The sequence below is a fragment of the Rheinheimera sp. UJ51 genome (assembly GCF_020819615.1).
Lineage (GTDB): Bacteria > Pseudomonadota > Gammaproteobacteria > Enterobacterales > Alteromonadaceae > Alishewanella > Alishewanella maricola.
The window spans coordinates 1-17491 of the sequence record NZ_JAJHOG010000018.1 but is presented as its reverse complement, the minus strand read 5'-3'; the positions used below and the strand labels follow the sequence as shown (position 1 = coordinate 17491).

General features: G+C 46.1%; 9 protein-coding genes. 4 read left to right on the top strand and 5 right to left on the bottom strand.

Translation table 11 applies throughout. From position 1 onward, the window contains the following. The first annotated feature begins 72 nt into the window (after positions 1–72). The gene (locus LMJ53_RS15725; protein ID WP_229588244.1) at positions 73–3723 is read left to right on the top strand and encodes a VCBS domain-containing protein; all 3651 of its coding nucleotides are present in this window, start codon (positions 73–75) and stop codon (positions 3721–3723) included. A 131-nt stretch (positions 3724–3854) separates the two neighbouring features. On the opposite strand, the gene LMJ53_RS15720 is transcribed toward LMJ53_RS15725, so the two are convergent. Then, positions 3855–5297, bottom strand: coding sequence for a polysaccharide lyase family 7 protein (locus LMJ53_RS15720; RefSeq protein ID WP_229588242.1), 1443 nt, complete (start codon positions 5295–5297; stop codon positions 3855–3857). A gap of 502 nt (positions 5298–5799) precedes the next feature. Here LMJ53_RS15720 and LMJ53_RS15715 point away from each other — a divergent pair. Continuing rightward, the gene (locus tag LMJ53_RS15715; RefSeq protein WP_229588240.1) at positions 5800–8727 is read left to right on the top strand and encodes a TonB-dependent receptor; all 2928 of its coding nucleotides are present in this window, start codon (positions 5800–5802) and stop codon (positions 8725–8727) included. A 190-nt stretch (positions 8728–8917) separates the two neighbouring features. Here the strand turns inward: LMJ53_RS15715 and LMJ53_RS15710 are convergent, their stop codons facing one another. The 3 genes from LMJ53_RS15710 to LMJ53_RS15700 all read right to left on the bottom strand — a co-directional run bounded on the left by LMJ53_RS15710 (position 8918) and on the right by LMJ53_RS15700 (position 12460). Then, positions 8918–9658 (bottom strand): FadR/GntR family transcriptional regulator, encoded by a 741-nt coding sequence (locus tag LMJ53_RS15710; protein ID WP_229588238.1) that lies wholly within the window; start codon positions 9656–9658, stop codon positions 8918–8920. A gap of 160 nt (positions 9659–9818) precedes the next feature. After that, the gene (locus tag LMJ53_RS15705; RefSeq protein WP_229588236.1) at positions 9819–10898 is read right to left on the bottom strand and encodes a transglycosylase SLT domain-containing protein; all 1080 of its coding nucleotides are present in this window, start codon (positions 10896–10898) and stop codon (positions 9819–9821) included. A gap of 206 nt (positions 10899–11104) precedes the next feature. Beyond that, on the bottom strand, positions 11105–12460 hold the full coding sequence (locus LMJ53_RS15700; protein ID WP_229588234.1) for a hypothetical protein: 1356 nt from the start codon (positions 12458–12460) through the stop codon (positions 11105–11107). A gap of 424 nt (positions 12461–12884) precedes the next feature. Here LMJ53_RS15700 and LMJ53_RS15695 point away from each other — a divergent pair, with 424 nt between their 5' ends. Then, a complete protein-coding gene (locus LMJ53_RS15695) occupies positions 12885–13205 on the top strand; it encodes a DUF2845 domain-containing protein (RefSeq protein WP_229588232.1) in 321 nt (106 codons plus the stop codon). A gap of 179 nt (positions 13206–13384) precedes the next feature. Further along, positions 13385–14644 carry an OmpP1/FadL family transporter gene (locus tag LMJ53_RS15690; RefSeq protein WP_229588230.1) on the top strand — a complete coding sequence of 420 codons (1260 nt, stop codon included), beginning with the start codon at positions 13385–13387 and terminating at the stop codon, positions 14642–14644. Positions 14645–14750: 106 nt separating this feature from the next. Here LMJ53_RS15690 and LMJ53_RS17055 read toward each other — a convergent pair. Beyond that, on the bottom strand, positions 14751–17491 hold a 2741-nt coding region (locus LMJ53_RS17055), incomplete at its 5' end, for a beta strand repeat-containing protein (RefSeq protein ID WP_267867542.1).

The window sequence follows — 17491 nt, the reverse complement described above, 5'->3', positions numbered from 1 at the left end:
AGTATTGACCTATATTACTTTTGTTCAGTCACTAAGCCACTTGTTAGTACTGAACCATTAGGAGCAGAAAGCATGTTTAAACAGTCTCTGATAGCCATCATCTTGGCAACCGCTTTGGTCGGTTGTGGTGGTGGTGATAATAACGAACTGGCTGGCAATAGCAGAGGAAGTATCAGTATCAGTGGTGGCGCCTTAATCGCAGGCACCACCCTCTCGGCATCGGTAACGGATGCCGACGGCATTAAAAGCGACACCCTAGTTTACCAGTGGTCAACGGGGACAACGGGATCGTCATACACCATCACTGAAGCGGATGAAGGTTCTACCATCTCCGTGTCGGCCAGATATACCGATGAAAAAGGCATTACAGAAGGCGTAGGTGCATCGACGTCTGTGATACTGCCGACTCTGGATGTCAATGCCAATGTGGTAAAAGGGCCAATAGGCGCCGCAAATTGCGAAATATTTGCTGTGACTAACACGGGGGTTGCGGCAACACCGGCTCAAGCCTCGGCTATCTCCAATAGTATGGGCCGCGTCACTTTTACTAATGTGCATTTTGAAGGTACGGGTTTAATTTCATGTTCAGGCGGTACCTACAAAGATGAGTCAACCGGCTTAATGCTGGAAGCGCCTACCTTGAGGTCGGTAGTGAATGTGGTGGAAGGCACTGCAGAAACGCCAGCACCTTCTTATGTTGTGTCGCCTTTAACGGAAATGGCGGTACAGGCAGCAGGTGCCAACTTAAACACCTTTGCTGAGCGTGCTCGAGTCATCAATGCACGTTTTGGTATTCGTTTTGACACTACAACTGTGTTACCGACCGAGATTGGCGTTGTGGAGCTGGGCGCTGCTGGTGCAGCAGATGCCGACCGCTATGGCTCGGTATTAGCGCTGTTGTCGCAACTCGATGCCGACAACGTTGACAAAAACATGGCAACGTTAATCGCCGACATCGCGGCTGATTTGGCTGATGGTGCCTTTTCAGAGGGGCTGTTAGCTGCCCTTGAAACGGCCCAGCTTAATTTACAAACTATGTCAGTCATCGCAAATAAAGTGGATGTCTCTTTACTTAATATTATTGGTTCCGCGATTGGCTACAACAACACTCCTGTCGCTGCAATCATTGAAGGGACCTTGAGTAGCACTATTCAACATACGGCCACCGAGCCGTTAACGGGTTCTGTTATTGTGATTGACCCGAACTTTGGCGAAGATGAAATTCTGGCACAAAGTAGCGTGCTGCTTGACTATGGTTCCTTCAGTATCAGTGCCCAAGGCAATTGGTCATACACTGTCGATGTGAACAACGAAACGGTTGCCAGCCTAGAACTTGGTAACTCTGTGAATGATACGGTGACCATCACCTCGATTGACGGGACTACTGCTGAAATCAAGATCCGCATTGCAGCGTTAACGCAGTTAGTGAAGATTTCGGATACGGGTAATGACACTGGTGAAATTCGTTTTAGTGTCAACAATTTACGTAAAGGTAAACTCAGTGCGTCTTTTGCTAAAGATGAAACCCTGGGCAGTGATGGCAATATAAAAGATGCCTACATTACATTGTATGGTTCTTCTGGTAGTTCCAGTGAGGCGTTGATTGATTTGCGTATTCAAGGCTCGCAAACGGGCAGTAATGGGTTGCCCATTGCACCCCGCTTCTTGGTCAGAAACACGGAAAGTGCTGCTTATCCGGGTGTAATCGTTACCGCACCCTTTGTGGAAGGCGAGTTTTATAACGTTAATATTACCTGGGATTTAGATGCCGCCGAGCAATTAACGCTGACTATAAACGATGAAGTGATTGGTGGTGGGTCGTTCTCTACTGCGGCGGTGGTTGATCCTGATTTCGTTAATCTGGAACAGTGGTTCGCCGATGGCGTTAAGGCGGTACAATTTAGATTGGGTGATAATGATCGGACCATTCCTTTTGGTTCTTTTTATGTAGATGATATTGAGGTTTATTCAGACGTTGCAGGTACCACCCGCGTATTCGCAGATGATTTCGAAAGCTACGCCGAGGGTGATACCCTGGATGGTGTCGGCAGTCGTTATAACTTAGCGATCTACTCTGAAGTTGTGGTATTTGATGTTGGGGACGGCACTGTTGAGCCAACACCAGCTGCTTTCTTTGATTTAACTGCGTCTATTGCAAGCAATGCTACTACAGCCTTGACCGGAACCGTTACTGTTGTAGACCCGGATGAAGGTGAAGCCTTCATTATGCCTGCCTCATTCCGCAGCCGATTTGGCGACTTCACTATTCTGGAAGACGGCTCTTGGAGCTACTTACTTGATACGACCAACGCTACCATTGCGGCTTTAGTGAGTGGTGAACGCGAAACCGATACAATCACCATTGAATCTTTCGATGGCACCACCGCAGAACTGGTAATTACCATCAATGGTGTGGGTGGCGAAACCGCAGGCGCCAATAAAGTTGCAGTGATTATTGATACCGATCCAACGGATACTGGTGAGTTGCGTTATGCGCTTGGCAGTAATGGTCCACTGGCGCAAGGTCGAATTACCGCATCGGTTAAGCGTTTAGATGATGAGTTCGGTGATGGTGATGCGTTTATCACGCTATTTAACTCTGCCACCAATAACAATGGTGCCATCTTAGATTTACGTATCACTGACGATAGCTTTGCGGTTCGTAGCCCAAGCAATGTTGATACGTCGGCGGCCACCGTGTTGTTAGATACCTTTATGGACATTGTTATCACGTGGGAATATCCAAATGGTAACTTAGAGGTTAATCCGCTGGTAACGGTTGAAGTAGACGGCGTCAGTTTTGTGGCTGAAGGCTTTACGCCAGATAACAGTTCTACCGGTGGTGTCACGCACGTTGCATTCCGGTTTGGTGACAATAGTGGCGTACGACCAGAGACGGCTAAATTTACGGTGGATGACTTAGTCATTTACTCGGATAAGGCCGGAAATAATGTGGTATTTTCTGACGATTTTGAGTCATATAACAATGGTGATTCTCTTGGCACAGATAACCCGGCATCACCCTATAACTCAGCAACCTCTGAGGCAAGTGTTGAGACTATTGGTGAAGCGAGTGGCCCTGGCACACCGGGCAATAAAATTGCCGAAATACGGGATACCGATCCGACTGACACCGGCGAGTTAAGATATGCGCTTGCCGACAAAGGCCCGCTGGCTGAAGGTCGCTTTGTGCTTGCCATCAAGCGTTTAGATGATGAACTGGGTGATGGCGATGCCTATATTACGCTGTTTAATTCTGCCACCAATAACGATGGGGCGATTTTAGATCTGCGTATCACTGACGATAGCTTTGCGGTTCGTAGCCCGGCAGGTGTCGACACCTCCGCAGCCAACGTCTTGCTAGATGAATTTATGCATGTGGTGATTACCTGGAAGTACCCGGGTGGCAATCTTGAAGTGAATCCGGTGGTCACGGTTGAGGTTGACGGTGTGCGGTTTACAGCAGATGGCTTTACGCCAGACAATAACTCCTTCGGCGGTGTCACTCACATTGCGGTAAGATTTGGCAGCAACAGCGGCACCATAGCGGCAACCGGTGTGGTATCGGTAGATAATATTGCTATTTATGCCGATGCGGAGGGCAGAACCCTATTGTTCTCAGACGATTTTGAATCTTATGCCGTGGGTGACTCGCTGGATACAGACAATTCTGCGTCACCTTATAACTCAGCGACTAATGAGGCGGTTGTAGCCGTGGAATAACACCTTTACTATACTGCTGGGTGAACGCCCAGAGATTAAAAGTGTAAATAGCAAGGCGGGAATTATCCCGCCTTCTTTTTTGCTGTAACGTAAACCCCTGTAGTGTTTACGTTACTCGTACCGCGCTTATGTTATTCGCTAGCCGAATATCCGGTGTGACTGTTTTTAATTTCATAGAAGGTGGCTTGCACAAACTCTGCTGGATTGCTTGAATTGTTAACGTTATACACACCCACTTTAAAATAGTGGTACTGACCCGCCTGATCATACAAACTTTCAGCCATATCATACTGGGCCACAACATCGGCCTTGCCTTCACGGCTAATCGTCACGGTGAGTAAGTTGAAATTAACGCTGATGTGATAACTAAAAACCTCATTCAGGGCGATACCCTCCACCGGGTTTGCGGCGGTGTTGCTACGTGAGCCAATCATTTCAACATAGGTTTCAATGTTTCTACCTTGGCTGTCTTTCACCCGGCTCTCATGCGCGAAATAGATAGCACCGCGTTCATTTCCTGGCAGTTTGCGATAGTATAAGCGAACCGGCTCATCATCATTAGCGTGGATCTGACCAATGATTACCCGGCCAATCTGAAAATTTTCGCCAGTGGTGGTAACCTGATTGACCGCCATCTTAACCCGCAAATCGCCGTCATAGCCGCCTGCATTCTGCCGTCCTTGTGCTGAGGCACTGCCAAACACCCAGTTATTTTTATTCACGCCCTGCGTGCTGATACTACGGTCGCCACGGCGTAACATTTCTCTTAGTTCAACCCGTACATAGCTGGTATTGGCAGAGGTTTTAAAGCCATAACTGGGTGAGCGCATCACAATGCCGCCATCAGCTGAGGCATAAAAGAATTCAGAATTGGTATAACCGTTTGCAAGGTCTGTTTCAAAAATGGAGTCAGCGGTGCCACTGTTGTCCTCATCGGTAGGGATGCTCAGGTACCAGTCGATTAACTCGATACCCAATTCATTAGGAAAACGTTTGCTTAAGTTGCCGCCGGCATCTTGGCAATAATGTGCCTGAACTTCAACAATGGCATTATTTTGGTTTTCATTATTACCAAGCCCGATTAGCTTGATATAGCGGGCTGAAGTTGGCTCGATTTTTACCAGTTCAAAACCACTATGTCTGCCGCTGGAATCTGCTTGCGTTAATACGGTGGTCCAACTCATGTTATCGCTAGAGGTTTCCACAGAAAATCTCGCGATACGCTTATTCCCTTCAAACCATTTAATGGTCAGTGCACCCAGTGTTTTAACGCTTCCCAAATCTAATATTAGCGCGGCATTTCTACCATCGTTTGACCATCTGGATTGGGATGATGTGTTGCCATCAATGGCATTGGATGCTGGATATGCCGAGTTCTCCATGGCGTCAGTGGCAGAGCGTATTGGGTACACCTGATTAATGCATTGCTCAGGTGTGACTATCACAGGGGGTGGGGATGTAATATTGGTGGTATTAGTGTCACTACTTCCACCGCAGGCTGTTACAGCTAGAGCTAAATTTATGGCAATAACGAGTTTGCCGAATTGATGGACTCTTTTTGACCGATTAGACATGTCCTTATCTCCTACTAGAACGATGAATAGAACTTGGTATAAATCTGGGGTTATGGTGATTTTTGGTATTGCTGGTTACGCCATCAATAATTACCGGTTTATCCTCACTGGTCAACCAATTAATTTGAGTGATGGATGCTGGTGTCACATTTAAACCAATATTTCATCGGTAGCTTGGATATGTTCTTCAGTCGCATAGTCTCTTTAAGGTACTTTAAAAAGTAATCTTACTCATTAGGAAACAATGTAATAATCTGATTTTTATATATTTTTTATGTTGTTTTTGGTTTTTCGCTTATTGGTGGTGAGAATTTCTTACCAAATAGGTTAACCTTTTGGTTGACCAATATTCTAATAAGGTGTAAACATAAAGCATAATAATAAAATTGCCGGTAGTTGTTCTTTTAAGAATGTTGGCATAAAGGTTCGCGATTAACTTAAGGTCGCAGTTGCGACCCCAAAATATAATTACAATTTTAGACGGGGAACAAAAATGAGACATATGCTATCAAAAATTACCTTAGCGATACTGTCGACAACGGCACTCGGTATCGCGTCTACCGCCAACGCCCAAGAGTCAGAGGTAGAACAAAGCGATATCGAAGTGATACAGGTGACGGGGATCAGAAGCTCCTTAACAAGTGCTTTGGCAGAAAAGCGTAATGCCGCCAGCTTAGTTGAAGTTATTCAAGCAGAAGATATCGGTAAACTACCTGATCAAAATTTAGCGGAAGTGCTGGAAAATATTACTGGTATTCAGATTACCCGCTCAGCGGGTGTCGGTACGGGAGTACAAATTCGCGGTACTGATGCAAACCGCACTGAAATTAATGGTGTATCTACGGTGGGATCGGGTGCAGGGCGCAGTGGTATTGATTTTGAAGATGTTTCTGCATCGATTATTGCAGGTGTCGAAGTCATAAAAGCGCCACAAGCAAAAACGATTGAAGGCTCTGTCGGTGGCACTATTAACTTAAGAACCATTCGCCCACTTGAGTTAAGTGAAACGCTAGCCGCATTTAGAGTGCAAGGTGAAGAAAGCAGTTTATCTACCGATGGCGTTAAACCGCGCTTATCAGGAACCTTTGGTGATAATTGGGAAAATGACAATGGTGAGTTTGGTTTTGTCATTAGTGGCAGTTATGCAGAGCAGGATGTAACCGCATTTCGCCCCCGAGCTGACCGTGATAATCTGGTTCGCTCTGACAGTGGTTTAGCCAGTGCACAAAGTTTCCATTATCTACCCATTCAGTTTCTGATCCAGGATTACGATAACTTTGAATATGAGACAAAAAATTTTGCTGGTTCTTTTGAGTGGGCGCCAAACAGCAACAACAAATTTTGGTTTGATGCGATTATAAATGATCAGGACCGTCGGGAGGAAAGTTCCAGGGTTCAGGCGTCAGGGGTAAGTGATCTTATTGGTGTATCGGTTCCAACTGAATTTGAAACAATTAATTTTGGTTCTTTAGATGGTGTCGAGCTTGGCAGCATTCAAGCCGCACTTAAAGGCATCATTCCGGTTCAGTCTGACGGTTCGGACGGTAATTTACGCTTATCCAGTGACACCAGTTCCCGGGCCACCAAGAGCAAAATATTCCGGCTAGGCGGGGAACATCAGGGGGATAATTTTAAAATAAGCGCCGAGATATCCTCATCTTCATCTGACTCTGCGACCCCCCGAATTGATACTACACTCAATTTTGTCAATCCCAATGCGGCAATTGGGTCAGCTAACGATAATGGTGTCCCGTTTGAGTATGACTTAAGTGGTGGTGCCTTGGCCTTCGGCATTGCATTTGGTGCAGAAAATGCGCCTGCACCTGCTGACTTGCTCGACCCAGCCAACTACAGGTTGCAAGCGGTGGCACTAGCAAATAATACCAATGAAAATACCGAAGATGCCATGCGTGTTGATTTAAGCTACGACTTGAATATGTCGATTTTTACTACGCTTGACGCAGGCTATCGTTATAACAAGACATCCAGTGTGTCCAACGTTGTGGGCTCAAATCTTAGTTTGTCCAGTATGAGGGATTCTCCCAGTGGCGATTTGTTTGCTGATATTCTGACAACTGGCCCTAATAACTTTAATGCCGCAGATGGCAGAGCGCTTTATATTAAAGATTTTCTGCTGGTGAACCCGGCGTTGGTAGGCTCTGATCCTGATCGGGTATTTACTACGTTAGCTAACGCCATTACTGCCCATGGGGGTACAAGACCACTGAATGCCCCAACGTCATCAGTTGCAGGTTTTTATGACATCAGTGAATCCACTAATGCACTGTATGCTCAGGCAAATTTTGAAACTGGCATGCTTCGCGGTAATCTTGGTGTACGTTATTTAAAAACGGATCTTGATTCAACCGGCAACCGCAGTGTTAACGGCGATATCGTCGCAGAAACTAGCTCAAGTGATTACAGTTTTGTGCTGCCGCGGATTAATCTGGCCGCCGATGTAACCGACGATCTGGTGCTGCGCGCTGCTTTTGGGAAGGATATTCGCCGTCCGAATTTTAGTGATCTTTCAACTTCTTATACATTTAGTACTAGCCCCAATCCACCAGTAGCTGGTGGTAACCCAAACTTAAAACCTGAAGTGGTTACATCCTTTGATATTTCTGCAGATTGGTATTTTGCTCAGGCCGCAGTTGTTAGTATCGGCTATTTCCACAAGATACGTAAAGATGTGCATGTGGGGCAACAAGATGATCCTTATTCAGAGCCTGTTACAGGTTATCGTGACATTATTGGTCCAGCGTGTGAGCAAGGCGGTATCTGGAACCCCATTGCGCTAATCAACGTGTTTGGTCCGGTGAGTTCTAACGTAGGTGTTTGTGTACCATTCTCCACTATTATTAATGACACTAAAGAGACCACGCAAAAAGGCATCGAAATGGCATTCCAGTATGATCTTTCTGCTTTCGAAGATCAGCTGGGCTGGGCATCTGGTTTTGGTGTGGTGGCAAACTATACCATTCAAGAATTCTCTGGTGGTGAAGCGGTTAATACCTCGGCTAGTCGTCCTAGTCAGGTCTTTGCTGCATCCACAGGTGGTTCAGGCTCACTGGAGGTGACTGCCGTGCAAGGCTTACTCAACTTATCTGAAAATGCCTACAACTTTACCTTGTATTACGAAAAATATGGCTTGTCTGCCCGGATGCGTTACACCTGGCGAGAAGCGTTTCGTTCGAACGATTTTGGCAGTACATCAAGTTATCCTTGGGGGTTCCCGGTCATTCAGGAAGACCGAGGACAACTTAATGCCAGTATCAGTTATGATGTAAATGATCAACTCAATATTGGCATTGAAGCCGTCAACGTGACGGAATCTGAGGTTCGCCAATCTTGCGTTAATGAAGGCGCGCTGCTTTGCTTTCAGGGCTTAACAGACCGTCGGATAACCTTGGGTGCCAGTTATAGATTTTAATTCTACTATCTAGGGGCTGGTTGTCTAAGATAACCGGCTCGAGCAAACTCACAGCAAAAGCACTTGTTAAAGCAAACCGGAAGGTTTGCTTTTTTGCGTGTGGCAAGAAAAATATAAGCTCTGTGTCAAGAGCCTATTATGAAGGATAAAAAAACAGTGCCAGATGTGAAATGGGTTACGCTAACCGTTACTACTTATTTAAGTGTGAGATAGAATACAAACCTCGGGTTTCATCCGTTTTACGCTTGATCTCTTCCAAGGCTTTTGCTTCACTCGACTCAAATAAAGCATTGATCAGACGATCGAAGTGATTGTGCATCGCCGTTCTTGCCGCTGAAGCGTCACGTTTGGCTATGGCGTCATAAATAGCAGTATGTTCTTTGATGCGCTGCGCTATACCCTTCGAACATACATCTTTATAAGCTGCAACGACTTGCTGCTCATTCCGTCTGACTTTCCAAAGGTTGTTAATGGACAGGACAATGGCATTGTTACGTGTTGCGCTAGAAATGATCTCGTGGAATCGTTGATCGGCTTCATCAGCCTTATCCAAAGTTTCTGAAGATGACATATCATCCAGTGCCTGCTTGAGCGCTGCAAGCTCGGTGTCGCGGATTTTAACTGCGGCTAACGCTGCTGCTTCTCCCTCTACTAAGGCCCGAGCCTGGGTGAGCTCGAATGCGCTGATAGATTCAAGTGAAGGAGCTGAGCCAGCAGAATCAGTGACATATACGCCTGAACCTGTTTTTACTTCTACTCTGTCTCTAACTTCTAGCGCGATAATCGCTTCGCGTATCGTCGGACGGCTAACATGATAAATCTCAACCAGCTCTCTTTCAGCTGGCAGGCGGCTTCCTGCAGGGTAAACGCCTTTGTCGATCAACGCTTCTAACTTTTCAACAACTGTCCAGAAACGTCTGCGTTTCTTCATGATGGGTATCCCTTTAGGTCTTGCCATTGGTCATACAGGTACTAACGACGATTATACCTAGAACCTATAGAAATTCTCAAAATTCCGGCATCTTATTCAGCTATGATAACTCTCAAAATTAGAAAGTTCTAATTGATTTTGCTAAACGCTATGGTCTTGTTTAAATCGGTTTTAGCGTTTGGGAGCGTTGCCAAGAAAACAGTCGGCTACTGCTTTGTGATTCTAACAGTTGCAGCGCAATTCTGATGTCGGCAGTGTAATACAGTGACGCGAAGCCAAGCCGATTGCGGCCGAGGTTATGAAATACCATACCAAAAGCAATATCACCGGCACTGAAGTCTTGATGATGTTCGGCAAAATAGGTCGCCGGTTTACTAAGTTCTTCATCGATAAGCAGCGATCTTACTCTGCCGGGGCCACCGTGATAAGCCTGGATCAGCAGCAGCCGATAAACCTGTTCCCGTTTTTCTTCTGGCAAGTGGCCGAAGCGGGCTATGAATACAGGATGCAACATACGATGGTTACGTTCAAATAACCATAGCGCGCAATCGACCTGAGCGATGCGGTGTAACTGCTTATTTTGGGGAACGCCGCAGTCTTTTAATACTTGTGGGGTCAGTTGTAAGATCCCTCTAGCATTGGCTTTTGAATGGGCCTCGCGCACGCCACCACTTTCGATAATCAACATACCGGCCAGATCGGCTAGCAGATCTTCTGGCAGGCTAATACGCTTTTGCTGCGCGCGACGGGCATACACCAAGCGCAGGGTGTCATGCAGTGAAGCTTGGTTTTTAGGGGTGCCTACTTTTATACCATCCCAGTTGCCAGACAGCCGACCTTCCGGATGCTTGCCCAGATAACGCGCAATAGCCAACGACAAATCGACATAAGGTTGGTGGCAACGAATCGCGAAAGGATAGCCAAGGGTCTGGTTATTACCTTCCACCCAGGCATGCACTCGTCCTTGTTGTGCCATACCCTGACGAGTTTGGTTCAGAATTAACTGGGTTTGCGGTGAGTCTGAGGCATCTTCAATAAATTCCAGAAAGTTGCCGCGCATATCAAATAGCAAATGGCGATTGCGCTCGGTACAGTGTCCTGAACGCGTCAGGATCCAGCGCCTAACGTTCATTACGTTGTCATACACACCTTGGCTCTCGGCATAAGGCTTACTGCGCACAACGTCAGTCCAGTTCTGGTAAGGTTGCACGAGCTGTTGCCCCAGAGCGCTTGCGGACAATAGGCATCCAAATAGTATAGCGGCGGTAACGGGCCAGTAGCTGCTAGGTCGCATGGAACCCATATTTTCTCCGGTGTTGCAAAAGCTGATGCAACGGTTGTTAGCTGAGGTTCAATAGCCAGAATGATTTGTACCAGCAACAGTGGGCACTTTACTAAGTACTGTTGCTGACACTGAGTATAATCTACTGCGCCTTTAATTAAACACTAATTAGAGGTTGTTGTGATCTGTAAGCTCACCGTACTGTATTTAGACCATTTGCCTGTCATCCTAGAGGCAAATGGCAGCGCAGAGCGTTCAACTTGATTCAATAAATACTGCTGGTAGCTTTCATCATCACCATAACGGATCACTGAGGCAGCAATGGTGCTGCTTATATTATCATCAAGTTTATTCTCTATGCCGTAATCTGCAGGTACTATTTCGTCAGGATAAAAGCCCTGCAATGGGCCAATAAAGCTTTGGAAAAAACGTGTGCCATCCGTAAGCGTGGTTTGTGCATAAAGATAAAAAGTATTAAAGCCCTGTATTGAACCTAAGTTGTAACTGTTGTTGTTCGATTGCAAGTCGCGGAATAAAAAGTTTTCTAAAGCCGACATGGCATCGGTGTTTGGGATATTCAGAATGACTGAGCCCGATAGAGGTGTGTTGAGGTTTTGGCGCTGTGAAGACGTTCTAAAAACATTGCCGCCATCAACAACATCAAATTGGCTTTGTGAAGCTCTTAACGTAACAAAAGTAACACCATCAAGCTGATTAAATACATAGGCTTCATTACTATTTGAACGAGATCTCGCCGTCGATGCTCCTGTTTCAGTGTAATGTATTTCTAACAGTGAGGCATTGCTACTATTGATACTGATGGGTAAGGCCGCAGCACTCTGGTTTAGGAGTAATTCAACATCATTGTTTACGTTATATTGTCTGATGCTGCCGGCAATGGCATCAGGCGTGCCATTATTGGCAAAGGCCGTAAGTAAAGGCCAACTGCCATTTGTTGCTCGGCATAAGCCCACTTGCTCAAACATCACCTCGTTATTAGACAGTAGCGTTTTGCGTTGTTCTGGCGAGCTAAAACCCGTTAGCTGAACAGATGACGTATTAAGCGTACCGACAGACGAGGTTACCCGCACATTAGTGCTTTGGCATTCACAGCCTTGCTGAGTTTTGCCCGGGATCAGAATTGTGCCCAGATTGACAACGGGATGCTGAGCATACGAACTGACGACAAACTCGGCATTGCTGCCGGTACTAAAAGTAATAAGACTGATATTGGCGTGACTAGCACCGGTAATAGAGGCAGAGATTTTGCCTGTAGCGTCAGCTTTATGGCGGCTTAATACTTTCCAGTTTTGATCATGCACAAGCAGTTCAGCATTGGAGGAGCTGCTCGTTGTACCACACATCGTTTCTTGTATCACATTCGCTTGAAAAGTTAATGTTGAATTACCTGAGCCATTGCCATTACCCGGTGGCACATCAGGACTTGAGCTACTTCCTCCACCGCATGCGCTTAGCAAACAGCCTGTAATTAAGCCCGCTATAATTTTTGTTTTGAGCATATCTCATTCCTTGATTTGGTTTTTATGGCTTCTGAGCAAGCAGAATGACTCTTATATTATCTCGCCATTTAAGATTTGAGTATTTTTTTATCGCGCTTAGCATAATAAAGCGAGGCGTGATCTTACGCCGTCAGTTTGGAGTAACCGGCTTGCTATTTAACTTACCTGCGAATTGAGTGCGAACGTCCCTAAAGGCGATGAGTGTCGGGCCTTGGCAAGAATTGATGGCGCTTTGTTGTGAACACATTCTCTAAAGTTAAACACTAAAACATTATGGTTTTTTTAATAGCAAACAATATGTTTGTTCATTGTCGGTTGAAAAGACAATACGCCAACTTAAACCTAAAATGGGTACTTGAGTTGGCTAAATGTATAGTACTCTTAATGTACTATGTTAAAAGGACAGTAATTAAAGGGGGCAACGATGCGACTGAAATTAAGTATTGTATTGCTAGGTATGTTTTTTACCGTGTCTGCGGTTGCGAATTGCAGTTTTCGGTTGCAAGACGGTAAGTTATTGCGCTGCGGTATGGCAAGCATTGAGGTACTTGAGCGGCTTGGTCAGCCTCTGTTGAAAGAGCAACTTACCGTAGGTGTCAGTACTAATCACATTGAGCGCGGCAAATCAGTTGAGATCTGGTCTTATAAAACCAAAGCCGATGTCGGCGGCGAGTTTTTATTATCGATAGAGCTAACCGATGGTAAGGTGACAACCATTAATCGCCAGCAGCAGGGGCGTTTATAAGCTGAATTGTTGCTGCGTTTTTTTAGGTGGTCGCGGTCTATTTCGGCTGAGCTTGCAGCATTAGCAATGTCGGAGATGCCATATTTCGATTTGCTATATGTAATCGTTTTAAATTATTTTTTGTTATATGAGAAAACCGTTATGGTGTCTGCCTTTTATAGTCTGGGTAGGTAGTAACCATGAAAAAACGTTTAGTAGTGAGTGTAGTAACGGCCAGTATTTTTCTGAGTTCTCCCGCTTTTGCAACCAATGGCTATTTTACCCACGGTTATGGCATGACGCATAAAGGTATGGCGGGTGCGGGGGTGGCGGTATCAGAAGAGCTGATGTCTGCAGCGAATAACCCGGCTAACTTGCAGGTAAAAGGGAGCGAGTTGTCAGTAGGGTTAGAGTTATTTGCCCCCGATCGCAACTATGCGGTGGCGGAGGTTAACGAGTTTTTTCCTGGCGCTTTTTACTTACAAGGTCCGGGTAAGCGAAGCGCAAAAACGTTATTTGCTATTCCCGAGTTTGCTTTTGGCCAGCAATTAAACGATCAAGTGAATGTGGGCATATTAATTTATGCTAACGGCGGTATGAATACGGAATACCAAGCCGACGCTATGCCCGAAGGCACTTTTTATGCGGGCACGACGGGGGTGGATTTAAAGCAATTATTTGTTAGCCCCACCTTAAGTTATCAGTGGACCGAACAATTACGCGTAGGTGTGGCGCCGGTGCTGGTTGTTCAGCAGTTTTCAGCGCAAGGACTGGCGAGTTTTGCACCGTTTTCTCAAGCACCCACTTCGTTGTCAGATAATGGCTCCGATTTCAGTAGCGGTATTGGCTTGCAATTAGGTTTAACCTATTTAGTGTCGGATGCATTCAGTGTCGGAGCCAGTTATCGTTCTGCGGTCAGCATGGGCGAGTTCGATCAATATGCGGGTTTGTTTGCCGAGCAGGGCGATTTTGATTTACCCAGCGCCTTACAAGTCGGTTTGGCGTGGCAAATTAATCGGTCGCATCAATTATTGTTAGATCTGCAGCATATCAATTACGGCGAAGTGAGCAGTGTGGCAAACCCGATCGGTAATATTATGTCGGCTCCTTTGGGTGCGTCGAATGGTGCAGGCTTTGGTTGGCAAGATATGACGGTATATAAAGTGGGCTATCAGTGGCAGCGAACCGAGCAGCAAAAGATCCGGTTTGGTGTTTCTTACGGTGAGCAACCTATTCCATCATCGCAGGTGTTATTCAACATTTTAGCACCCGGGGTACAGGAATGGCATTTCACTACCGGGTTAAGCCAGTCGTTAACGGCTAATGTACAGATGAATCTAACAGCGTTTTACTCACCCACTAAAACGGTTACTGGGGCAAATTTTTTAGCGCCAAATCAACAGCTAAGCATTGCTATGCAACAGCGTGGCGTAGGGGCATCAGTAGCTTGGGCATTCTAGATTTTACCCGTGTGTAGTTGCATTCTTGTTATTGCGTTAACTCAGCTTATTGAATAAAAACAGGCGCTTTAAGCGCCTGTTTTATCTGGGTTAACAACAGTCAGGTTTAGCCATCAATTTTTAAATGACCACTACTAATCAAGCTATCAATAATGGCTTGTGTATCATTACCAAAGCTACTCAGGTCAACGTTTTCCAGCGTGATTTTTTGCGTTACTTTGCCACTGCCAGTATGTTTAATATCTATCGTGGTATGACCATCGACAGTAGTAAAACTGAGGTAATTGGTAATGTTGTCGCTATTTTCACCTTGAAGTAAGTCACGTAAATCGATGACATCACCTTGTGCTGTGCTGAAATCTTTAATGACATCAACAGCCGCTTTACCGCTACTTGATTGATCGCCAAGTTGCCAAGCGAATACGTCTGCCCCTTCACCACCGATAAGCGTATCGTCACCGGCACCACCAAACAGTACATCGTTGCCGCTGCCTGCATTAATGGTGTCATTACCTTGTCCGCCATAGATCACATCATTGCCTGCATCCGCGTTGATCACGTCATCGCCACCGTAAGCATTAATTAGATCACCCTGATCAGTACCAATAATGGTTTGCGAAGCATCATTGCCGCTGGTAACCGTATTGGTCGTTTGCGACAGGTCGATAATTAGCGTATCGGATACTGCAGTAGTAGAAGTGCCATCAGTTGTGGTCGCCGTAACGGTTAAGTTAAGCTGGCCAACAAAATCAACCGGGGTTAGTAAGCTTAAACCTTCCAATTGTTCTTGGGTTAGGGTCCAGCTACCGTCAGCATTTTTTATACCCGCGGTGAGCAGGGCGTTGCTGGGTATACCGGTGATAGTGATTAACATGCTTTCACTGGCATCAGTAAGTGCGGCATTAATCGTTAAATCAACCATATCGCCATAAGTAACGCCATTCACTGTGATTGTGCTTGACGATAAGTTCAGTTGTGAATCTTTACCGCTATCTCTACCGTTGAGGACAAGCCAGTCAAACTTATAGTCACCATCTTGCGTTGCCGTAAAGTTAAAGGTGCCATTACCATTAACGCCTGCGCCCAAGAACTCTGCTGAGGTAATAATTTCTGTGGTTTTACTACCATCAGGTGCGGTAATAATGACTAACACAAAATCGTTAAAGCCTTGTCGGATCTCACTTGCAATGTTTTCACCGTTAATGAAATTCCAATTAAAGCCAACCGACATACCGCTATTTAAACTAACCGTACTTGACGTATAGTTTCCATCGATAACATTGATATTGCCGGATGAATTTAGTGCACCTGAAGGTGGGTTGAAGCCATCTAAGAAGCCACTGCTTAAACCAAGAGCTTGTTCAATAGAGGCTTGGCTTAAGCCAGATCCTATTAAAAGGCCGTTCGAGCCAGTAGTAATAGAGGTTGCGCCGACCTTAGTTGAAACGGCATCACCGACTTGCAGAATTGCTGCGTCTGCTACTCCTGCCAAAGTAATGTTTAATGCAGCAGTAGATGAACCCCCTTGTCCATCTGTTAGGGTATAGGTCACAGAAGGCAGTGAACCACTCCAATTTGCTACAGGGGTGAAAGTAAAGTTACCGTTGGCGTCTATTGTTAATTTACCTTGGTTTTCAATAATCACTTCTGCGCCGGCTAGATAAGTTTGCCCATTTATCACAAAGCTTTGTACGGTTAGGGTATTGCCATCTACATCGACGTCATTGGTGAGCACATTACCTGTAATAACTTCATCTTCGTTACCGTTAACCACGTTATTCATCGCGACTGGCGCATTGTTAATACTGGCAGTGTCGCCACTACCTTCATTACCAACGAGATCCGTGTAACTGCCATTTGCCACAGTAAATGAAATAGGAGCAGTGCCACTTGCCACGAAGGTGGCTGTCCATACATTCGGATTAGTTGGATCTTGTTTTAATCCGGACAGCACGCCACCGGTCACGGCAATATCAGTCAGATCAAAGCCTGCGATTTCCTCATTAAAGGTAAACGTGATCGTTGCAGATTGGCCACTCTCAAGTGTTGCTTGATCAGAAGTGATATCAACACTTGGCGGTGTGAGATCTAAAGCGACAATCGCGTTATCAATTAATGAGTTACCGTTGTTATCCACTGCCGTTGCAGCAATGGTCAATGGGCCATCGGCTAAGGCGCTGACATCGACATCGGCTAACTGATAGCTGCCATCGGCCAGCACGGTGGCTTGGGTAATAACCGTTTTACCATTTTGATCGGTGATGGTGATGTTAATCACGGTACCTTCGGCAACATCCGTGGTGGTGCCGCTGAGGTCAAGCGTACCATCGGTGTTATCGATTGTCGCAGCGATATCCAATGAGCCGGCAACCGCATCAAGTGTGGCTGATGTGTCGGCCGCGAGAGGGTTGCCGTTGTTATCCACCGCAGTGGCCTCAATGGTTAATGGGCCATCGGCTAACGCGCTGACATCGACACCTTCTAACTGATAGCTGCCATCGGCCAGCACGGTGGCTTGGGTAATGACCGTTTGACCGTTTTGATCGGTAATGGTGATGTTAATCACGGTGCCTTCGGCAACGTCCGTGGTGGTGCCGCTGAGGTCAAGCGTACCATCGGTGTTATCGATTGTCGCAGCGATATCTAATGAACCGGCAACCGCATCAAGTGTGGCTGATGTGTCGGCCGCGAGAGGGTTGCCGTTGTTATCGACTGCCGTGGCCTCAATGGTTAATGGGCCATCGGCTAACGCGCTGACATCCACATCGGCTAACTGATAGCTGCCATCGGCCAGCACGGTGGCTTGGGTAATAACCGTTTGACCATTTTGATCGGTGATGGTGATGT